Source organism: Ruegeria sp. YKSF131 (genome assembly GCF_059612645.1).
Genome location: NZ_JBXWQZ010000006.1, coordinates 1 through 19,800, shown reverse-complemented (window position 1 = coordinate 19,800; position 19,800 = coordinate 1). Strand labels below are relative to the sequence as shown.

Here is a 19,800-nt window from a genome sequence, read left to right as displayed (position 1 = left end):
GCAACTGCGTAGCGGTCTGGTGCTAGGGGTAGAAGGCGACATGCTGGCCCGAATGCTGACACCTTTCGAATTTGGTGCCGGTTGTCAGCTGGGGGATGGACAACAGTGGATGCCCCGAGGAACGCCGCGCCCGCCGCACAACGCCGGAACCCAGACGAATCCCAGTGTTGCGCGAGGCAAGGGTAGGACGTGTTACGGCTTGGCTTGCTTGTTGGTGCACAGACCCAGAAGCGCATAAATCGGGCAGAATTTCATGAAGGCCGTCAGCACAAACACAGCTCCAAGCCAACCCCAGGGGCCGATGGTGCCGGTCAGTGCCAGAAGGATCAGCACGCCACCGAGGATCAGGCGCAGAACCCGGTCGACAGAACCAACATTAGACGTGAATTGCATGGTCGAATCTCCTTGATTATCTGGTCCAAGATTCGCTGTTTTCCAAACCGTGTTATGTGACGAGGTCACACAACTCCCGTTCTGGCATGGTGGTGCAGGGCTGGGCGATCCTGCAGATAAATCACACCTCGCTCAAGCCTGACCCATCCCCGATGTTCAAAATCCTTGAGGATACGGGACATGACTTCGCGTGCGCTGCCCAGTTCGGCCGCAATGCGCTGGTGCGTGGTGCGGATATCGCCCGAATGTGCGCCTTGATCCAAAAGCCACTGCGCCAATTTCAGGTCCATCCGGTTAAGTAGAAGATCATCGATAACCTCGGACAGTTCAACAATGCGTTGTGAAAACGCCATGAAGACCGCACCTCGAAATTCTGCATCTGTGGCCAGCAACGTGTTGAACTTGTCCCGCCCGATGGCCAGCGCCGTCACCGGCCCCTCGGCATAACCGAACCCTGAATAGGGGATGTCCGACAACATGCACGAGGTCGTCATAACGCAACTGTCGTACGGGCCAACCCGATAAAGAACAACGGTCCGCCCTGACGGGCTGGTTTGTTCCACTCGGACGATGCCCGAACGAATGATCAAAAACACCTCATCGTAAGCGCCCGGTGCAAACAGTTGGTATCCGTCAGGTATGGCCAGACGACTTCCTTCGGACTTGAGCCGGTCGAGAATTGCCTGGCTCCAGTTCTGTTGGGTCACTGCTTTACCTCCGTATCACGCTCTCTTCCGGGTTTTTTGCCTTGGGACCCTCGCGGGCAAACCCAATTAATCTGTGACGAACCCATCTGCACAGGATCAATGTTGAAGATTCTGTCAATTCAAGCCTTGAATACCAACACCTCATGGGTCCGAAACGAGCTCCATTATCTTTAGGAAGGCTTCCCCATTCCTACGGGTTCCCCGGAACGACTGTCCCCGTTGCGTTTGAGTGCCGGAACGTCAAAGTCATCGCTGTCAGATGGGCGGAAGTCGAGATGACTCCTGAGAGCCGATTACCGGCCTAACAACTGGCGGGAAAATCGCCTCTCCAGCTCCGTCTGTGCAGTTCTCAAAGAAATCTGCGACAGAACCTTATTGTTTCAAGGATGAATAGCATTCTCAGGGCATCTTGAGATCATAGAAGTGTGCGGCGGTTTCTCTGAACACAGCCGATTGGGCCTCAGCCGGAACCAGATCACGGTAAGCCTGTACCAGCGATGTGTAATTGCCATAGAGTTTGTCGACCGGGAAATTCGAGCCAAACATGACCCTCTTTGGTCCGAATTGTTCAAGGCAAATCTCCACGATCGGGCGAATACTCTCAGGCGCCCAGTTGTGATCGAACATGCCCAGACCTGAGAGCTTGCATGAGACGTGCGGCAGATCGGACAGAGCGCGCAATCTTTGAGCCCAGCTTTTCAGGCCCGCCGGAGTGCGGTCATATGGTGATCCGGCATGGCATAGAGCGACTCGTGTATTCGAGGCTTGCGCGAGAACTCGGGTGGTTTTTCCGATCAAATCAGGAATGAGCTGCAGATCAAAGCTGAGGTCACGCCGTCCAGCCTCATTCAGTCCGTCCAGAAACCGCGGATCGTCCAACAGGAAATTGGTTCCCGTCTGCGCGTCCTCTCCGGGTGCGCGCCCGACGATCTGGCGCACACCGCGTACAGTTGGAAGGGCCTGAAACGTATCAAGCTGGGCGTGTAGGTCAGCCGAGGTCAGGTCACAGAACACAACCTGCGCCATTGGCCAGTCTGGATTGGTTTCGGCGACAGCTTGAACCCACCGGGCTTCGTCCAGACCGTTTTTGGCCCCCACCTGGATATGGATCGAGGCACCGACTCCGCAGGGCGCGGCTTCGGACCGGAACTCGCGCAGTAGATAATTCCGTTGAATCGGCGTCGGGTCGCCAAAGAACCTTTCCACCCCGCGCGCCATCAGCCAGGGGTAGTTTACAGCTTCAAGGTCCCAAAGGTGGTGATGGGCATCGATCCAGCCGGTCATGTTCGCGGTACTTTCGACATGCACCCCAAAATATCGACACCCTGTTGTTTCCAGAAGTGCAGCAGGTCAATGAAAACCCAGTTCTCGGCCAGCTTGTCACCCGCGCGACGATAGATGTCGATCACACGGAATTCACCGGCCTTGCCTGTGGCGGGCATACCCATGAACCCGCCGGTGGGCCGCGCCGTGAAATTCGGCCAGCCGAAAAAGCCGCCATAGTGACCCTCAGCCAAGCGGCAAATGTGCTTGGTCTTCGAGCGGTCCGTTAAGGATGCGCGGAACGGGCCTGAGTGCTGCTTTGCATAACGCTCAATCGTATAGGTCGCACCGATCCCTGCGGGCCCCCACCAAATCATGTCTTCGCTCCATGTCTGGCGCAATTCTTCCTCAAGGCTCAGGCCGCTGTTCCATTGGCCGAGATCGGAAATCATGGCATTGATCGTGTCGAGAGTTTTCTCGCCTTCTTCGGCAGGCTGCGGGCTGAACATCAACCCGTCATGCGTCATCGGTCCGGGTTGAACCAGATGGGCTGCAGTTTGAGGCGGGAAGGGCTGCAACCCGACCTGCATCATGAAATGCGGGATGTCGAAATACATCGCCGTTTCGGCGATCTTGCCATTCTCGATCTTGTTGAACTCACAATAGCGCAAAAACGCCATCTTGCCCGTGGGGGCGATGCCCAGCCACGCATTGTCGAACAGGCCCATCAGATGCCCCATTGAAACAACCCAGACCAAGGTGAATCCGTCCATCTCGTTTTTTCCGGCCATGAACACGTCCATCCGGCGCTGCATTTTCCTTAGACTTTGCTTCAGGGGACGCCAGAATGCCTGTGCTACGTCATGGGTGCCCCGAAGCTCATCAAACGGGTGGAAACCGCGCCACAGGTAGTCTTCTGTGCAGAACTCAGACAACGTGTTGGCGATATCCGATTCTTTTACGCTGCTGAGCGCCGTGTAGTAATCCAAGATGATCGATTTTTGGATTTCATAGGACATTATTATTTTCTTTCAGTTCTTTAGTCGCTGCCAAGGGGCGAATTGCGAGGAAGATGAAGTCGGCTTTTGCACACGCATGCAAAAAAAGCTTGCCAGATGTTTCTTTTGTTGTCTATGGTTTTGCAAGCGTATGCACTACGAGTGCAGCAGGGAGGACAGAATGGCCGAAATTCAACTTCGCAATGTTGGAAAGCGTTGGGGATCGTTTGTCGGAGTTGACAATTTTGACCTGACAATAGCCGACAAGGAATTTCTGGTACTTCTTGGGCCGTCAGGTTGCGGAAAGACCACGACAATGCGCATGATTGCTGGCCTCGAGGACGCATCTGAGGGTGACATCCTGATAGACGGCGCCCGAGTAAATGACATGGAGCCCAAAGACCGAGACGTTGCAATGGTGTTCCAGTCATACGCCCTGTACCCCAACATGAACGTTTACGAGAATATTCGCTTCCCGCTTAAAGTTCGCGGTATTGACCCTGCTACCCATGACGAAAAAGTGCGGCGCGCTTCGGCCATGGTTGAGTTGGATGACTTCCTGCACCGCAAGCCAGCGGAATTGTCTGGTGGTCAGCGTCAGAGGGTTGCCTTGGCTCGTGCCATAGTGCGCGAGCCGAACGTGTTCCTTATGGACGAGCCACTATCCAACCTTGACGCAAAACTGCGCGTTTCCACCCGCGCACAGATCAAGAACCTCAGCCACGAATTGGCGGTCACCACGATCTATGTCACCCACGACCAGATCGAGGCTATGACACTGGCTGATCGGGTGGTGATCATGAAACAGGGTGTCGTGCAACAGGTCGGTACTCCGGTCGATATATATGACACCCCCGCCAACACCTTTGTCGCCAGCTTTATCGGCAACCCGGCAATGAACCTTGTCGATGGCGAGGTTCAGGGTGGCGTGTTTCGCGCCAAAAGCACTGAGGTACACGGGTTGAACGCGCCCGACGGTCCTATCACGCTGGGGTTTCGCGCCGAGGACGCCAATGTTGTGGAAAGCGGCGGCGAGATCAATGCACCGATCTATACACAAGAGCTGTTGGGCGACAGCACCATGGTCTCGGTTCGGATCGGTGGTGCGCTGGTCTCGGTCAAGGCCGACAAAACCTATCGGGCCGAAATCGACGATCAGGTCTCGATTCATATCCATACCGACCACTGCCATCTGTTTGATGCGCAAACTGGGGCTCGCCTGGAAGGCTGAGAACCGCAAACGACACCCGTTGGGACGGGGTATCCAGGGTGCAGACTTCGAAGATGCACCCATCCATCTAGGGAGGAATATTGATGTTTCTGAAGAATATTGCATTGGCCGGCTCGGTAGCCGCCTTTGCCGCAAGCGCAGGATATGCCTGCGAAATCGGCGCACGTGTCAACATAGTCGGTAATGAATTTGCGGCCATCCAGGCCGTCGCAGCCGGAGCAAAGGAATGCACCGGAGCGCCGGTAGAATCCAACCTGACATCCGAGCACCAGACCATCAACGTGGCTGGCCTGTCAGGCAATCCGTCGGAATACACAACCGCAATCATCGCCAATAGTTCGGTTGTGGCACTGATGAACGAAGACGTTATTCGTCCGCTCAATGATCTGGTGGAAAAATATGGCCAGGACCTGCAGCCTGGGCAGCTGATCAAGATTGGCGACAACATCATGGCCGTCGCCTTTATGGCGAACGCGCAGCATCTGATGTATCGCAAGGATGTTCTGGAACAGGCTGGCGTCGAAGTGCCGACCACCTATGAGGAAATGCTCGAGGTGGCCGAGGCCATTCGTGCGCAGGGCATCATGCAAAACCCGGTTGGTGGAGCCTATGCATCGGGTTGGAACCTGGCGCAGGAATTCAACAATATGTTCCTTGGCTATGGCGGCAGCCATTTTAAACCCGGTACGGCGGAACCCAACGTGAATTCTGAGGCCGGTGTCAACACCCTGAACATGATGAAGGCTTTGTCGGAATACATGAATCCCGACTTCCTGACGCATGACTCTAATGCCACCAATGCCGAATACCGCGCTGGCAACGTTGCGATCATGAATATGTGGGGCTCGCGCGCATCGCAGCAAACCACTACCGAAGGTGTGCTACAGGAGGTGATCGATGGCCATGCGATTGGCGCTCCGCTGACGGTTGGCGGCGGCACCACACCAGCGACGACCCTGTGGTGGGACGGTTGGACTGTCGGAAAAAACATTCCGGATGAAGAAGCTGAGGCCACGTTCATTGCTATGAAGCACGGCATCCGCCCGGACATGCTGAATGATGAAACCACGCCTCTGGCAGTCTGGCTTATCGAAGGTTACCAGCCTGGTAAAGATGCCCAAGGTGTGTTTGCGGCAGCCAAGATGGGTACACTGCCCTATCCGATGTTGCCTTACATGGGCTTGATGCACACGGCGCTCGGCAACGAACTTGCGGACTTCATGCAAGGTAAGGAATCAGCCGAGCAGGCATTGGCCGATGTCGAGGCTGCTTATCGGGCTGCCGCCATCGAGCAAGGTTACCTTCAATAAGATGTGCCTTGTGCGGGCGTTCTTGAACGGCGTCCGCACAAACACACCGATGAGAGGATTGCAACGTGCGCCATAAGACATTCCTTTGGTTCTTCTTGCCCACAGGTCTTGCGATGTTGTTGTTCATCGCCATGCCTATTGTCTCGGTGGTGACCCAATCGATTTTCGCCCCGCACCCGGCCGTTCTGTTGGAGGTTGAGAACTGCACCCCGCTTATCGGATGCACAACCGAGACCACTGTTGATCAAGCGGCCACTGCGGCCCTTCGCGCCGAGCAACCTCTGGGCCGGTTTGTGGGATTGGACATTTACTTTAATCGAGGCCATCTGGCGACACAGGAGTTTGGTCAAATCTGGGCCTCGAGTGACAATTGGGGCGAGTTTTTCTCGGAGCTCGGGAATTTGCCCTTTTATCGGGCAATGGCGTTTACGCTGACCTTCGTAGCTGTCGTGACACCGCTCACAATTGTATTGGGGCTGTTGATTGCGTTGGCGGTCAACTCTTTGCACCGGCAACTCAAGGGTCTGATGATCTTTTTCTCTCTTCTGCCCATGATTGTGACCCCGCTGATCGGTTCGCTCATCCTGTTTTGGATGATTGACAGTCGCGGGGTGATCGGAAACGCCCTCGTATATCTGGCCGGAGATCCGAATTTCAGCCTAAAAGCCTCAACAGGGCTGATGTGGGTAGCACTGATGGTCTATGGTGTTTGGCACGCCGCTCCTTTTGCCTTTGTCGTGTTCTATGCTGGTCTGCAAACCTTGCCCCAAGACCAGATCGAGGCTGCCCAGATCGACGGGGCTACGCGCTGGCAACAGGTCAAATTTGTGGTTGTTCCCCACCTCATGCCTCTGGTCACATTTGTTGCGCTGATCCAGTTGATGGATAACTTCAAGGTGTTTGAACCTATCATCGGCTTCAGCGCACAAGCGCATGCGCAATCACTCAGCACCTTCATCTTTTACGATCTCGGTGGCGAGACTCGGCAACTGTCTTCCGCTGCCGCTACCTCTGTGATGACGATAATCGGGGTCGCCACTCTTCTGTCGCCCGTGCTTGTCCGCACCTGGCGCGATTTCAAAGGAGCGAGATAATATGGCCAGCCGCGCACAAAGAATGCCTACAAGCCTTCGGATCGCCTCGTCCCTGTTTGTGCTCCTTTGGTTTATCCTGGCCGCCTTTCCGTTCCTTTGGACGGTTTGGGGATCGTTCAAGGTCGAGCTGGATTTCTTCTCGATCGCTGACTGGACCAACGCCCTGACCGGCGCCCGAACCGAAGCGGTTTATGGCTCGCCGTTCACCACCACCGGATATGAGGGCGCATGGATTCAGGAAGAGTTCTGGCGCAATGTTCTGAACACCGGGATCGTGTGTTTCTTTGTAGTTACCATCTCGCTGACCATCGGAACGTTAGGGGGTTACGCCCTTTCGCGGTCAACCTATAACTACACATTTTGGCTTTTGATCACGGCGTTGATTTTCCGTGCAATGCCGCCAATCACTCTGGTCTCAGGATATCTTCTGCCCTTCTTTGAATGGAATGTTTGGGGGATTCTTCCGACCACCATTATCGTGCTGGTGGCAATCAACCAGCCGTTCACCCTGTGGATGCTGCATTCCTTCTTCAAGAACATCCCAAGCGAGTTGGATGAAAGTGCCAAGGTCGACGGATGCAACCAGTTTCAGGCTTTCCGACGCGTGATCATTCCGGTGATGTGGCCGGGTGTCATTACCACCGGGCTGTTCTCCTTCCTGTTGGCCTATAACGATTTTGCTGTGGGCGCGATGCTGCTGTCCGAAAGCAACCGCACAATGGTGCCTGCCATCGCCGCCTTCCTCGGTACAACACAGACTGAGGGCAACGTGATGTTTGCTGTTGCGGCGGTGGTTTCAGCCACAGTTCCACTGTTCCTCCTGGTGATGTTCTTCCAGCGTCAGATCGTGGGCGGCCTGACCGCCGGGGCTGTGAAAGGCTGACACAAATGGGGCGCACTCATCCTCAGTCCGTATCTGCCCACGCGCACGCAGCCAGCCTGAACTTGGCTGCGCGCGGGGCCCGTCGGCCGGGACGAATTCCATTTGCTTTGATGCGCGCAGGTCCTCGTGCCAGCACACCGTCACAGCGAATAGGAACACGTTCTAAAAAGGAAAGCGCCATGAACAAGCGCGCAAATCGCCCAGCGATGGGTATTGCTACCGGAACCACGTTTGAAAACAAACAGCTTTATCGTCAGTTTCTCGAAAGCTTTGATAAGGGCCTCGGCGAGACCATGGAGACGGCCGCCAGCGAGATTTTCGCCGCAACGGCCACTACCGAAGCGAGCCATCCGATCAATGCAGCCCACGATGGCAACGGCTACGTCAGCTCTGTCATCTTTGCGATATCAGAGGCGTTCGAGGGGCTCACCCGTCAGAACTATGTGGTCACGGGTGGCGAATACCTGGGAAGCGAGTGGGTCACCTCAACCGGGTATTTCCATGGTCATTTCACGCGACCGCTTTGTGGTATTCCACCCAGTGGCAAACTGGCATTTCTGCGGTTTGGTGAATTCCACCGAATGGAAGATGGCAAGATCGTCGAATCCTATGTCTTCCTCGGCTTTGCAGAACTGATCATCGCACTCGGCCTCTGGCCTTTGAACCTACAGGGCTATGAAGGTGTCGTGCCAGGTCCGGCAACTCATGACGGCATCGTCATTGGGCCATCAGACCCAGCGCAGTCACGCGCCACAGCAGATCTGGTCGAGGACATGCTAATACAGCTGACGACCGAAGACCAAAGCTGGCGACCTTATTGGGATGACCGAATGGTGTGGTACGGTCCCGGCGGGCTAGGCTCTTATGCGACAGTGGATGCGTTTGCCGGCTTCCAGTCCCCTTTCGAAAACACGTTCGAGGGCTGGGGCGACGGCACGGATGCAGGCGTCACCGGCGTTGGTTCGAATTGCAAGGCCGGGGATGGCGACTATGCGTTCCTGTGCGGCTGGCCGCAGATCACCGGCGTCCACGTCAAACCCTTCCTGGACCTGGAGCCAACGGGAAAGCGCGTTTTTATGCGTGACTGCGACTGGTGGCGCTGCGCAGACGGCAAGATCATCGAGAACTGGTGCATGCTCGATATTCCACATCTGCTGTTGCAACTGGGTTACGACCTTTTTGCCGAAATTTCTGAACAGACCCAATGAGCTGTTCTGCCAGACATAACGCCATTGCGCGCCACCCGGCGCTCAACCGGATGCCAAGGGATTTTCTGACAGCAGGCTGACCTTCCCAGTCGACACAGAAAACCCCTTGGTAACCATAAAAGGAAAAAACACATGAAGGGCTCCCGCCCCGAACAGGCCGTGCTGACCAAAGACACGGACATGAGCAAGACAACCGAAACCCGCGCCGTGATCGAGGGCATGGTCGATGGTTTGAATGATCACCGCATCGACGATATCGGCGAATTCTTCGCCGAAGGGTTCCGCTGGATCGGCAACCAGGGCTGCGGCACCAAAACTGGGCTCAAGGAGTTTCAGAACAACTGGCAGCGCCCGTTCCAGGCAGCATTTTCTGATAAGACCTGCATCGACGAGGCCCGACTTTACATGGGCGAGTGGGCTGCCGCTTTTGGCCGACAGGAGGCGACTCATTCGGGCGAGTTCTTGGGCATCGCTCCGACGGGAAAGCGGGTCGAGATCCGTTACATGGATTTCTGGAAAGTCGTCGATGGCAAGATCATCGACAATTGGGTGAATGTCGACTTCGCCCATGTCGCCACGCAGCTTGGCGTTGATCTGTTCAATGGCGAAGGCTGGGAAGCATTTGACCGGGGAGAAAAAACTCCACCCCGGCCTGAAAATTGAGGATAGAGACAATGGCTATTGAATACCTGAAACGCGGCAAACCAGAAGCTGACCGAGCAGAAGACGATGCCAAAACCCGAGCTGTTGTCGAGGCAACGCTGGCGGATATCGAAACCCGCGGCGATACCGCTGTGCGTGAGCTGTCAGAGAAGTTCGACAATTACTCGCCGGAATGCTTCCGTCTAAGCCAGGATCAGATCGACGAATTGATCAACTCGCTGACTGAACGCGAACTGGCCGATATCAAATTCGCGCAGAAGCAGGTGACGAACTTTGCGCAGGCACAACGCGACTCGATGCTGGATATCGAGGTTGAAACTCTGCCAGGAGTGATTTTGGGTCACAAGAACATCCCTGTGCAGTCGGTTGGCTGCTACGTGCCGGGCGGCAAGTTCCCGATGGTGGCATCGGCGCATATGTCGGTCGCAACAGCAAAGGTTGCGGGTGTTCCGCGCATCATCGCATGTACCCCGCCGTTTCAGGGCAAACCCAATGCGGCCGTAATCGCAGCGATGCATCTGGGCGGTGCCCACGAGATCTACGTGATGGGTGGGATCCAGGCCATCGGCGCCATGGCGATCGGGACTGAGACCATTGATCCGGTTCACATGCTGGTTGGCCCCGGCAACGCCTTTGTGGCCGAAGCCAAGCGCCAGCTGTTTGGCCGCGTCGGTATCGATCTTTTCGCGGGTCCGACCGAGACGATGGTCATCGCCGATGAAACTGCTGCAGATGCCGAGCTTTGTGCGACCGATTTGCTGGGACAGGCCGAGCATGGCTATAACAGCCCCTGCGTTCTCGTCACCAACTCGCACAAGCTGGCCCAAGAAACACTGAGCGAGATCGACCGTATCCTCGGAATCCTGCCCACCGCAGGTACCGCCAAAATCAGCTGGGAAGAATATGGCGAGGTCATCGTCTGCGACACCTATGACGAGATGCTGCAAATGGCCGAAGACATTGCCTCCGAGCACGTTCAGGTCATGACCGACCGCGACGACTGGTTTTTGGAAAACATGACCTGTTATGGCGCGCTGTTCCTGGGGCCGCGCACCAACGTGGCCAACGGCGACAAGGTGATCGGAACCAATCATACACTGCCGACCAAGAAGGCCGGGCGCTATACCGGCGGGCTCTGGGTCGGCAAATTCATGAAAACCCACAGCTATCAGAAAGTCGTCACTGATGAGGCCGCGGCGATGATCGGCGAATACGGCTCGCGCCTGTGCATGCTGGAAGGCTTTGTCGGCCATGCCGAACAATGCAACATCCGCCTCCGGCGTTACGGGGGCATCAACGTGCCCTATGGTGAAGGCGCACCATATCCCGAGACGGCGGAGGCGTCCTCGTAAGCGGGACGATTCTTTCGCCCGGAATCGACCGGGGCGCTACAGAATTTTTTGAATAAGAAGTTAACACGATGCGAGATTTCGCAATGGATACTCACTCTACCCACAAGGCCCTGATCGCGCCCCTGCGCGAGGCTATGTATAAATTCGACGAAGCCGGGGTACGAGATGCGCTGGAGGCGGTAATCGCGCCCGATGCTGCCATCCACATGTTGTATCCATTCGGAGATCTGACCGGCCCGCAGGGACTCTATGACACCTGTTATGCGCCGATACTAAAATCCATGCCCGATCTTGAGCGTCGCGACTGGATCGTCATGGGTGGTCGGACAGAACAGGGCAACGACTGGGTCGGCTGCGGCGGCCACTACTTCGGCACCTTTGTCGCCCCCTGGCTGGACATCCCGCCGACCGGGCATTTGGTCCATATGCGGTTCCACGAATTCTACCGTTTCGAAGAAGGCAAGGTTGTCGAGATCCAGACACTCTGGGATATTCCCGAAGTCATGATGCAGGCGAATGCCTGGCCAATGGCCCCGTCTCTGGGGCTGGAGTTCTGCATCCCCGGCCCGGCGTCTCTGGATGGCGTTGTATCCGGACCGTGGGATGAGGTGAAATCTCTGGCCTCGTGCAATCATATCGTCGACATGCTGAAACATCTTGAGAAACACCCCAGCCAGGGTGGGCCCGAAGTGATGGAGATGGAGCGGTTCTGGCATCCGCGCATGAACTGGTACGGCCCCGCCGGGATCGGGACAGCGCGCGGTATCGCGGGATTCCGCAACTGGCACCAGGTTCCCTTCCTCAACGGAATGCCCGATCGTGGCCAGCACGCTGACGAGATTACCTTTCATTTTTTTGGTGATGGCGACTACGCCGCTGTGACCGGCTGGCCGAACATGATCCAGACCGTCACCCATGACGGCTGGATGGGGATTGCGTCTTCGGGCAAACGGATCACTTTGAAGTCACTTGATTTCTGGCGTCTGGAAGGTGGGCTGATCCGCGAGAATTGGGTGTTGGTCGATCTGCTGGACGCGTATCGGCAATTGGGCGTAGATGTTTTTGCCCGACTGCGTGAGTTCAATAAGGCACGTGTACCGGGCACCATCCCATTCCCGGTCGGCGAGGTCTGATATGCCACATTTTCCCAGCACCCCCAGTTTCGACCTGAGCGGCAAGCGAGCTTTGGTCGCCGGAGCCTCGTCGGGCATAGGCATGGCCTGCGCTGTGGCGCTGGCGGAACATGGTGCTGAGGTCACTTTGGCAGCGCGCCGTGCAGGTGCGCTGCAGGATATTGCAAAAGATATGTCGGCGCAGGGATGGTCTGCCAGGGTTCTGGAACTGGATGTTTCGGACGTGGCGGCAACCGCTGAAGCTGTAGCGCAAAATGGGCCGTTCGATATTCTGCTGAACTCAGCCGGGCTTGCCCGACACGGCAAGGCCGTGGAAACACAGCCTGAAGATTTCGATGCGGTGATAGGGGTCAATGTCAAAGGTGCATATTTCCTGACCAAGGCTGTTGCCAAAGGCCTGCTCGACGTCGGCCGTCCCGGTTCACTGATCAATATCTCTAGCCAGATGGGCCATGTTGGTGGTCGCGAACGCGCGGTTTATTGTGCGTCGAAATTCGCGGTTGAAGGCTTCACCAAGGCGATGGCGCTTGAGTTCGGACCGTCAAAGATCCGGGTTAACACGATTTGCCCCACCTTCATTCTGACGGATCTGACAAAGTCGACTTTCGACGATCCGGATAAGCGGGCCTGGATTCTGGACAAGATAAAACTGGGTCGCCCGGGAGAGATTGAGGACATCATGGGGGCGGTGGTTTATCTGGCCTCGGACGCGTCGGCGCTGGTGACGGGCACGGCATTGATAGTTGACGGAGGTTGGACGGCAGACTGATGGCGACACAAAAAGTTACATCACTGGAAGTTGCCCGTCTCGCCGGGGTCAGCCAATCTGCGGTCAGCCGTGTGTTCACCCCCGGCGCGTCGGCATCGAAAAAAACCGTTGAAAAGGTGCGCAAGGCGGCCAAGGAACTGGGCTATCGCCCGAACGTTCTGGCCCGCGCTGTGGTGTCCGGGAAAAGCCGGATCATCGGGCTTGTCGTGGCCTATCTGAACAACCAGTTCTATCCCGAGGCGCTGGAGAAGCTGACAAACACGTTACAGGAACGTGGATACCACGTGCTGATATTCATGGCTTCGCATGAGTCTGGAAACATCGACAATGTGGTCGAAGAAATACTCGACTTTCAGGTCGAAGGGATCATCGCCGCTTCGGTGGCTTTGTCCTCGGATTTGTCCGACCGCTGCCGAACGGCCGGTATACCGATGGTGTTGTTCAATCGGGCACAAGATGACACGGCAATGTCGTCAGTTACATCCGACAACGTCGCCGGTGGTCGAAAGGCGGCTGAGTTCCTGTTGGCAGCTGGGCACCAAAAGATTGGATATATCGCCGGGTGGGAAGGAGCTTCGACCCAGCGTGACCGCGAAACAGGGTTTGTTGCCGCCTTGCAGAAAGCCGGGGTTACGCTGCACGCCCGTGAGGTAGGAAATTTTTCGACGGAAGAAGCCCGGCAAGCCACGCTGAGGATGTTCGAAGCCGATCCGCCTGATGCTGTGTTTGTCGCCAACGATCACATGGCCATTTCCGTGATGGACACGCTGCGGTTCGAATTAGGGCTGAATGTTCCGGGCGACGTTTCGGTCATCGGGTACGACGATGTCACTGTCGCCTCATGGCCAGCCTACAACCTGACCACCATTCGACAGCCTGCCAATCGCATGGTCACCGAAACTGTCGATATTCTGCTTGGCAAGATTGAGGACCCCGATGCCGGCCCGCGTCGGGTCGAGATTGACGGGCCGCTGATTGTTCGAGGCTCCGCCCGCATACCTGAAGGATGGAAGACATGAAGGGATTTAATCCCAAATTCAAAGACTTTCCCGATTACATAATAGGAATCACCAAAGAAATCTGGGAAGATCGCGGCATTGCGACGCTGCACGACTATTATGCCCCGGACATCGTCGTGCGTTCGCCTGGGTCGGTGGTTGTCGGAAATCAGAATGTCATTGCTGCCACTATGGCGACCCTTGCAGAGTTCCCTGATCGTACACTGTTGGGCGAGGATGTGATCTGGTCGGGAACGCCAGAAGAGGGCATGCTGTCGTCGCATCGCCTTTTATCCACCGCGAGCCATCTCGGTGACGGTGTTTATGGCAAGGCGACTGGCAAGAAACTGATCTACCGCATTCTTGCCGACTGCCACGCAATAAACAACCAGATCAACGATGAGTGGCTCATCCGCGACCAGAGCGCGATCGTGCAGCAGATGGGCTGGGATCCCAAGGAATACGCCCGCGATCTGATCGCGCGCGAGGGTGGGCCAGACGCCTGCGTGCAGCCCCTCACGCCCGCGAACGATAGGCCCGGCCCCTATAAAGGCCGTGGCAATGACAGTGAATGGGGCCAGAAATACGCGGATATCCTGACCCGGATCATGAATGCCGATATGAGGGTGATCGAGGCTGAATACGACCGCGCTGTTCTGTCAGAATATCCCGGCGGCACGACCGGCCACAGTTGGGGGCCGGTTGATAGGTTCTGGATGGGTCTGCGCGCAGCGTTCCCACGTGCCGAATTCAAGATCCACCATCAGATCGGCCGTGACGACCCGATGATGCCGCCGCGCGCCGCGATCCGCTGGTCTTTGCACGGCAAGCATGACGGCTGGGGCGTGTTCGGCGTGCCCACAGGGGCCGAGGTCTTTGTGCTGGGCATCAGCCACGCCGAGTTCGGTCCGTGGGGTCTGCGCAAAGAATACACCTTGTTTGACGAAACCTCGATCTGGAAACAGATTCTGCTGAAGACCGGTGATCTCTAGAATGTCGCACCGTATCTCAAATCTGGATGCCGGGCAGGCGTTGCGGCGGTACCACGCCCATCGCGCCAGCCTGCGCGCCCGGCGGCTGAACAATCGCCCGCCGGGTGGTTTGGATTGATTTCATCAAACCCAAATCAAAAGGAGAAAAGATATGAGTACCATCGAAAGCCGCATCGTCCGTTATGGCGAACTGAAGCCTTGTAAAACCGCGTTCATCGACGCCCACACGCCAGGTTCAGACCAGAAAGAGAACTTTACAATCATTGGCGGCGGCGTCAGCGAAAGCCCGGATCAGCACGTCCACATCACCGACAAGATCGGGTTCAACATCGGCGCAGCGGGGCAACCGCCGAAATGCCGCAACTCACTGCACAGTCACACTACCGCCGAGGTGTTCTTTGTTGCTAAAGGTCGATGGCGGTTCTTCTGGGGTCGTTATGGCACGGCGGGCGAGTTCATCGCTGAAGAAGGTGACATCTTCAACATCCCGACCGGCATCTTCCGCGGGTTCGAGAATGTCGGCCAGGACTATGGCATGATCATGTCGATGTTGGGGGGCGACGATGCCGGTGGCGGCGTGACCTGGGCGCCTCAGGTGATCGAGGACGCGCAGGCCCATGGCCTGGTGCTGGGCAACAATGGCGTTCTCTATGACAGCAAGAAGGGCGAGGAACTGCCGCACAATGTGCAGCCCATGCCATTGCTGACCGAGGAAGAACTGAAAGCCTATCCCGAGGTTCCCGTTGAGGCGGTGATCGGCAAATATGTCGCCCGCTACTGGGACCTGATGGCGCTGGCGGCGGACAAGCCTGCGGTTGTGATCGGTGAAAACGGCCTGATCAAGGACAAGCCAGGGTTCGAGGTTGATTTCCTGACCCGTGGCTCGGCCGTGGCCGAACAGATCAAGGCGGACAAACCCGTGGTTCTGATGCCGGCCAGCGGCCATTGGCGCATCAGGATCAATGAGGTCGAGACCACCCTGTCCAACGGCGACACCGCACTGGTTCTGCCCGGCGAAAGCTACAGCGCCGAGCCGTCGATGACCGGAGAAGCGGGGCTGTATCGTATCACCGCAACCGACGATCCGGCAGGCGCGACCTGGACGGGTGTATAAAGCCAAAATTGCGTGTCCCGGTTTCATTCGGGGCGCGCTTAGCGCATCCAGCGCCGGGTTTCCGGCCCGGTGCTGGATCAAGATTTGGAAGGAGATGAAGACATGACCCGCGTTTCAACCACCCATGTGGGAAGTCTGCCACGAAATCAGAAGGTCGTTGATTTCATCTTTGCTCGCGAGCGAGAGGAACCGTTCGATCAGGCTGCATTTGACGCCTGCATGACCGCTGCCGTGTCCGAGACCGTGCGGAAACAAGCCAAGGCTGGGGTAGATATCGTCTCGGACGGTGAGACCTCAAAGATTTCTTACGCCACTTACGTCAAGGACCGGTATACCGGTTTTGCAGGTGACAGCCCGCGCAATGCGCCTGCGGACCTCAAAATGTTTCCCGGATATCTGCAACGTCTGGCGGATGATGGCGGCACGCCCCAATATGCACGGCCCATGTGCGTGGGCGAGGTGCGCTCAATAGGGCAAGTTGAGCTGCAGAAGGACATAGACAATCTCAAGGCGGCGATGACCGAACACGGGGTCGCGCGCGGTTTTATGAACGCCGCCAGCCCAGGGGTAATTTCCCTTTTTCTGCAGAATGACTTCTACCCAACGCGCGAGGCCTATCTGGCCGCGCTGGCCGACGCGATGAAAGAAGAATATGAGACCATCATTGGTGCGGGTCTGGATTTGCAGCTGGATTGCCCGGATCTGGCCCTGTCGCGGCATATGCTGTTCACCGATCTGTCCGACGACGAGTTCGTGAAAATCGCCAACATGCATGTTGAGGCATTGAACCACGCATTGCTAAATGTCCCAGCCGACAAGGTGCGCGTCCATATCTGCTGGGGCAATTACGAGGGGCCACATTGCTGCGACATCGGCATGGACAAGGTGTTTTCGACGCTGATGTCCACCAAATCTCGCTATGTACTGTTCGAAACCTCGAACCCGCGCCACGCGCATGAATGGACGGTATTCCGTGACCGCAAGGGTGAAATTCCGGATGACAAGGTTCTTGTGCCCGGTGTGGTGGACACCACGACCAATTTTGTCGAACACCCGGAACTGATTGCTCAGCGTATCGAGCGGTTTACGAAAATCGTTGGACTTGAGCGTGTAATCGCCGGATCGGACTGCGGCTTTGGCACCTTTGCCGGCTTTGGTGCGGTAGATCCGGATATCGCCTACGCCAAGTTGGGCGCACTTGCCGAAGGGGCTGCCCTGGTCAAATGACGCCACTTGTCCTCCTGCCCGGAATGATGTGCGATGCGCGGTTGTTCGCTCCGCAGATTGACGCTTTATCAGGCAAATACCCGATCCTGTGCCCACCAATCGGAGGCCATGAAACGATGCAGGCGCTGGCCGCCGATGTGTTAGTCTATGCACCCAAACGCTTTGCTCTGGCGGGGCTCTCGATGGGCGGCATCGTGGGAATGGAAATCCTGCGTCAGGCACCGGACCGTGTGGCTGGTCTGGCATTGATGGACACGAACCCACTTGCTGAATTGGACGAGGTCAAAGCAACGCGCAGCCCTCAGATTGAGGCCGTCGGACGTGGCAACCTGCGCAAGGTTATGGCCGAAGAGATGAAACCGAACTACCTGACGGACGGTCCGCGCCGCGCCGCCATTCTGGATTTGTGCATGGACATGGCCATGGATCTTGGCCCGGACGTTTTCGTCAATCAATCCAAAGCCCTGCGTGATCGCCCTGACCAGAGCAACACTCTGCGCAACTTCACCGACACAGCACTCATTCTCTGTGGGCGCGACGATGGCCTGTGCCCTGTCTCAAGGCATGAGTTGATGCACGAGCTGATGCCACAAAGCCGGTTGGAGATCATCGAAAACGCCGGCCACCTGCCGACATTGGAACAACCGCAACAAACAACGGCGGCCCTGATCCGCTGGCTGGAGATGATATGAACCAATCCTTGCTGGACCTGCTGAAAAAGGTCGACACTCCGACTGTTTGTAACGCCATCGAAGTGGCGCAGGGCAAGCGCGGATTCAGTGAATTTACCTGGGGCACGATGTTGTGTTCTGATCCCGATGCGGGGGCGATGGTGGGATATGCCCGTACAGCGAAGATCGCTGCTGTGAGCCCGCCGTCAGAACCGCCTGAGGTGATCCGCCAACGTCGGATGGACTATTACAGGCATATGGCAAGTGGGAGTGGCCCGGCTGTCACCGTGGTTGAGGATCTTGATTATCCAGATTGCGTCGGCGCCTTTTGGGGCGAGATCAATACGACGGTCCACAAAGGCTTTGGCATCAGCGGCGCTCTGACCAACGGCGTGATGCGGGACCTCGGCGACCTGCCGGATGGATTCCCGGTAGTTGCAGGGTCTGTCGGGCCAAGCCACGGGTTTGTGCACGTAAAAGAGATTGGCACACCGGTGACAGTTTTCGGCCTTGTGATCAAGGATGGCGATCTCGTGCACGCGGACCGGCATGGCGCGCTGGTTATCCCGCCCGAAGTCGTGGGCAAGCTTGAACGGGCGATCATCAAGTTGCTTGAAACCGAAAAACTGATTCTGGATCCCGCCCGCGCAACCGGGTTCGATTTCGATGCCTTCGAAAAAGCATGGGCGGCGTTTGAAGCCTCTCGGACTTAAACTTGGGACCGTCTGGGTCTTCCGCAAGTTTCTTCGAGAACTGAAAGGATGGAACTGGAGAGGCGATTATCCTACCAGTTGGATAAACTGCTGAAACGGGCGGAGCCCAGGCGTGAATTGACCTTTGCGGATTATGTTGACCGGCATTGCCAAGTCATCAGAAGTGGATTGGAATAAGCGTGAGACCGCGCAATCAAGCCGATAGCCCGGTAGCATAACCTTGCCACAGCTTGAACGCGTCGGCGCTGACATGGCGGTAGGAGAGAGTGGAAAGGCGATAGCGGCGGGGACGAAAGATCGTATTGATTTGGTTATGGGCGACGAGAAATCGTTGCTCTTAGGTTAGTGATTTGAACCGACCCATCATCTTTTCCCGCTTTTGCGTCGGCCGGTGTGACCCTTCGATCCGGTTGTTGAGCCCCTTGTGCGCCCGATGGTCGGCGCCCGGCGCGATGACCTTGAACGGCTTGGTATACAGCTACGCAGCTTGTCCGTGATAACGACACGTGGTTCGCCATAGGCAACAACAAATCGACCGAAAAAACGCTTTGCGGCTCTGGCATTGCGGCGAGGCTGGATCAGAATGTCGAGTACATCTCCATTGCCATCGATTGCACGCCACAGCCAATGTTTCACGCCGTTGATCGGGACGACCACTTCGTCCATATGCCATTTGTCGTGCGGCTGGGGCCGGTCTCGTCGGATACAATCGGCAAACTGAGACCCTAAACGGTTCACCCAAAGGCGAATGGCTTCGCGGCTGACGATCACGCCGCGCTCCCCCAACAAACCCTCCACATCTGCCGAGCTGAGCGCAAACCGATGATATGCCCACGCCGCATAAGCGATGATTTCGCGAGGAAAACGGAAGCCTTTCAGCCGCAGCAATGAAGTCGGTATGGTCATGTTACGCGCTATCCGAAAAGGACAGCGCGATCAACTTGGCAATGCCTGTTGCTCAATTCCTAAAGCGTCCCGCCTTTAACCTGAGACATATCCAGCAGCCTTGAAGTAGTTCCGACATTCTTGCGCCGAGTAGAGGTCGCATACATGGCCGATGGCATTGAACATATCGGTGAAT

General features: G+C 56.6%; 19 protein-coding genes and 2 pseudogenes. 15 read left to right on the top strand and 6 right to left on the bottom strand.

Annotated elements, in window-relative coordinates; translation table 11 throughout:
- Positions 1–192 precede the first annotated feature (192 nt).
- The 4 genes from AC2FLZ_RS03785 to AC2FLZ_RS03770 all read right to left on the bottom strand — a co-directional run bounded on the left by AC2FLZ_RS03785 (position 193) and on the right by AC2FLZ_RS03770 (position 3,382).
- The gene (locus AC2FLZ_RS03785; RefSeq protein WP_480520765.1) at positions 193–393 is read right to left on the bottom strand and encodes a YgaP family membrane protein; all 201 of its coding nucleotides are present in this window, start codon (positions 391–393) and stop codon (positions 193–195) included.
- Positions 394–458: 65 nt separating this feature from the next.
- The gene (locus tag AC2FLZ_RS03780; RefSeq protein ID WP_496881820.1) at positions 459–1,100 is read right to left on the bottom strand and encodes a Crp/Fnr family transcriptional regulator; all 642 of its coding nucleotides are present in this window, start codon (positions 1,098–1,100) and stop codon (positions 459–461) included.
- A gap of 399 nt (positions 1,101–1,499) precedes the next feature.
- Entirely contained in the window at positions 1,500–2,384 is an 885-nt protein-coding gene (locus AC2FLZ_RS03775) for an amidohydrolase family protein (RefSeq protein ID WP_480623366.1), read from the bottom strand.
- Entirely contained in the window at positions 2,381–3,382 is a 1,002-nt protein-coding gene (locus AC2FLZ_RS03770) for a nuclear transport factor 2 family protein (RefSeq protein WP_496881819.1), read from the bottom strand. The genes AC2FLZ_RS03775 and AC2FLZ_RS03770 overlap by 4 nt, the downstream gene beginning before the upstream one ends.
- 160 nt (positions 3,383–3,542) lie before the next feature.
- On the opposite strand from AC2FLZ_RS03770, the gene AC2FLZ_RS03765 reads away from it, so the two are divergent.
- The 15 genes from AC2FLZ_RS03765 to AC2FLZ_RS03695 all read left to right on the top strand — a co-directional run bounded on the left by AC2FLZ_RS03765 (position 3,543) and on the right by AC2FLZ_RS03695 (position 18,719).
- The gene (locus AC2FLZ_RS03765) at positions 3,543–4,592 is read left to right on the top strand and encodes an ABC transporter ATP-binding protein (RefSeq protein ID WP_480484721.1); all 1,050 of its coding nucleotides are present in this window, start codon (positions 3,543–3,545) and stop codon (positions 4,590–4,592) included.
- 83 nt (positions 4,593–4,675) lie between these two features.
- Positions 4,676–5,902, top strand: a complete 1,227-nt coding sequence (locus tag AC2FLZ_RS03760; protein ID WP_496808235.1) for an ABC transporter substrate-binding protein — start codon at positions 4,676–4,678, stop codon at positions 5,900–5,902.
- A gap of 65 nt (positions 5,903–5,967) precedes the next feature.
- Entirely contained in the window at positions 5,968–6,996 is a 1,029-nt protein-coding gene (locus AC2FLZ_RS03755) for a carbohydrate ABC transporter permease (protein WP_496881818.1), read from the top strand.
- A gap of 1 nt (position 6,997) precedes the next feature.
- Positions 6,998–7,879, top strand: coding sequence for a carbohydrate ABC transporter permease (locus AC2FLZ_RS03750; protein ID WP_480477928.1), 882 nt, complete (start codon positions 6,998–7,000; stop codon positions 7,877–7,879).
- A 179-nt stretch (positions 7,880–8,058) separates the two neighbouring features.
- On the top strand, positions 8,059–9,087 hold the full coding sequence (locus tag AC2FLZ_RS03745) for an ester cyclase (RefSeq protein ID WP_480625601.1): 1,029 nt from the start codon (positions 8,059–8,061) through the stop codon (positions 9,085–9,087).
- Positions 9,088–9,219: 132 nt separating this feature from the next.
- On the top strand, positions 9,220–9,750 hold the full coding sequence (locus AC2FLZ_RS03740) for an ester cyclase (RefSeq protein WP_496808231.1): 531 nt from the start codon (positions 9,220–9,222) through the stop codon (positions 9,748–9,750).
- 11 nt (positions 9,751–9,761) lie between these two features.
- Complete coding sequence (hisD, locus tag AC2FLZ_RS03735; protein WP_496881817.1) at positions 9,762–11,102, top strand: histidinol dehydrogenase; 1,341 nt, start codon at positions 9,762–9,764, stop codon at positions 11,100–11,102.
- 83 nt (positions 11,103–11,185) lie between these two features.
- Complete coding sequence (locus AC2FLZ_RS03730) at positions 11,186–12,235, top strand: ester cyclase (protein ID WP_496808229.1); 1,050 nt, start codon at positions 11,186–11,188, stop codon at positions 12,233–12,235.
- Position 12,236: 1 nt separating this feature from the next.
- Positions 12,237–13,004 (top strand): SDR family NAD(P)-dependent oxidoreductase, encoded by a 768-nt coding sequence (locus AC2FLZ_RS03725; RefSeq protein WP_496881816.1) that lies wholly within the window; start codon positions 12,237–12,239, stop codon positions 13,002–13,004.
- On the top strand, positions 13,004–14,023 hold the full coding sequence (locus tag AC2FLZ_RS03720; RefSeq protein WP_480477938.1) for a LacI family DNA-binding transcriptional regulator: 1,020 nt from the start codon (positions 13,004–13,006) through the stop codon (positions 14,021–14,023). The genes AC2FLZ_RS03725 and AC2FLZ_RS03720 overlap by 1 nt, the downstream gene beginning before the upstream one ends.
- Positions 14,020–14,994: a nuclear transport factor 2 family protein gene (locus AC2FLZ_RS03715; RefSeq protein WP_480484715.1), complete on the top strand. Its 975-nt coding sequence runs from the start codon at positions 14,020–14,022 to the stop codon at positions 14,992–14,994. The genes AC2FLZ_RS03720 and AC2FLZ_RS03715 overlap by 4 nt, the downstream gene beginning before the upstream one ends.
- Before the next feature lie 151 nt (positions 14,995–15,145).
- Complete coding sequence (locus AC2FLZ_RS03710) at positions 15,146–16,108, top strand: cupin domain-containing protein (RefSeq protein ID WP_496812018.1); 963 nt, start codon at positions 15,146–15,148, stop codon at positions 16,106–16,108.
- A 102-nt stretch (positions 16,109–16,210) separates the two neighbouring features.
- Positions 16,211–17,335, top strand: a complete 1,125-nt coding sequence (locus AC2FLZ_RS03705; protein WP_480477944.1) for a cobalamin-independent methionine synthase II family protein — start codon at positions 16,211–16,213, stop codon at positions 17,333–17,335.
- Complete coding sequence (locus AC2FLZ_RS03700) at positions 17,332–18,027, top strand: alpha/beta fold hydrolase (RefSeq protein WP_480607614.1); 696 nt, start codon at positions 17,332–17,334, stop codon at positions 18,025–18,027. Before AC2FLZ_RS03705 ends, AC2FLZ_RS03700 begins: the two co-directional genes overlap by 4 nt.
- Complete coding sequence (locus AC2FLZ_RS03695; protein WP_480607618.1) at positions 18,024–18,719, top strand: RraA family protein; 696 nt, start codon at positions 18,024–18,026, stop codon at positions 18,717–18,719. Before AC2FLZ_RS03700 ends, AC2FLZ_RS03695 begins: the two co-directional genes overlap by 4 nt.
- Positions 18,720–18,785: 66 nt before the next feature.
- Here AC2FLZ_RS03695 and AC2FLZ_RS03690 read toward each other — a convergent pair.
- Both AC2FLZ_RS03690 and AC2FLZ_RS03685 read right to left on the bottom strand, forming a co-directional pair.
- Positions 18,786–18,860, bottom strand: a pseudogene (locus tag AC2FLZ_RS03690) (IS6 family transposase); the annotation flags it as partial.
- Positions 18,861–18,912: 52 nt separating this feature from the next.
- A pseudogene (locus tag AC2FLZ_RS03685) lies at positions 18,913–19,625 on the bottom strand (IS6 family transposase).
- Positions 19,626–19,800 lie beyond the last annotated feature (175 nt).

Excerpts from the sequence above, each read along its gene's own strand:
- AC2FLZ_RS03760 (WP_496808235.1), top strand. The coding sequence starts at position 4,676 with ATGTTTCTGAAGAATATTGCATTGGCCGGCTCGGTAGCCGCCTTTGCC.
- AC2FLZ_RS03720 (WP_480477938.1), top strand. The coding sequence starts at position 13,004 with ATGGCGACACAAAAAGTTACATCACTGGAAGTTGCCCGTCTCGCCGGG.
- AC2FLZ_RS03725 (WP_496881816.1), top strand. The coding sequence starts at position 12,237 with ATGCCACATTTTCCCAGCACCCCCAGTTTCGACCTGAGCGGCAAGCGA.
- AC2FLZ_RS03730 (WP_496808229.1), top strand. The coding sequence starts at position 11,186 with ATGGATACTCACTCTACCCACAAGGCCCTGATCGCGCCCCTGCGCGAG.
- AC2FLZ_RS03785 (WP_480520765.1), bottom strand. The coding sequence starts at position 393 with ATGCAATTCACGTCTAATGTTGGTTCTGTCGACCGGGTTCTGCGCCTG.
- AC2FLZ_RS03740 (WP_496808231.1), top strand. The coding sequence starts at position 9,220 with ATGAAGGGCTCCCGCCCCGAACAGGCCGTGCTGACCAAAGACACGGAC.
- AC2FLZ_RS03775 (WP_480623366.1), bottom strand. The coding sequence starts at position 2,384 with ATGACCGGCTGGATCGATGCCCATCACCACCTTTGGGACCTTGAAGCT.
- AC2FLZ_RS03765 (WP_480484721.1), top strand. The coding sequence starts at position 3,543 with ATGGCCGAAATTCAACTTCGCAATGTTGGAAAGCGTTGGGGATCGTTT.
- AC2FLZ_RS03700 (WP_480607614.1), top strand. The coding sequence starts at position 17,332 with ATGACGCCACTTGTCCTCCTGCCCGGAATGATGTGCGATGCGCGGTTG.
- AC2FLZ_RS03750 (WP_480477928.1), top strand. The coding sequence starts at position 6,998 with ATGGCCAGCCGCGCACAAAGAATGCCTACAAGCCTTCGGATCGCCTCG.
- hisD (WP_496881817.1), top strand. The coding sequence starts at position 9,762 with ATGGCTATTGAATACCTGAAACGCGGCAAACCAGAAGCTGACCGAGCA.
- AC2FLZ_RS03715 (WP_480484715.1), top strand. The coding sequence starts at position 14,020 with ATGAAGGGATTTAATCCCAAATTCAAAGACTTTCCCGATTACATAATA.
- AC2FLZ_RS03770 (WP_496881819.1), bottom strand. The coding sequence starts at position 3,382 with ATGTCCTATGAAATCCAAAAATCGATCATCTTGGATTACTACACGGCG.
- AC2FLZ_RS03745 (WP_480625601.1), top strand. The coding sequence starts at position 8,059 with ATGAACAAGCGCGCAAATCGCCCAGCGATGGGTATTGCTACCGGAACC.
- AC2FLZ_RS03705 (WP_480477944.1), top strand. The coding sequence starts at position 16,211 with ATGACCCGCGTTTCAACCACCCATGTGGGAAGTCTGCCACGAAATCAG.
- AC2FLZ_RS03710 (WP_496812018.1), top strand. The coding sequence starts at position 15,146 with ATGAGTACCATCGAAAGCCGCATCGTCCGTTATGGCGAACTGAAGCCT.
- AC2FLZ_RS03695 (WP_480607618.1), top strand. The coding sequence starts at position 18,024 with ATGAACCAATCCTTGCTGGACCTGCTGAAAAAGGTCGACACTCCGACT.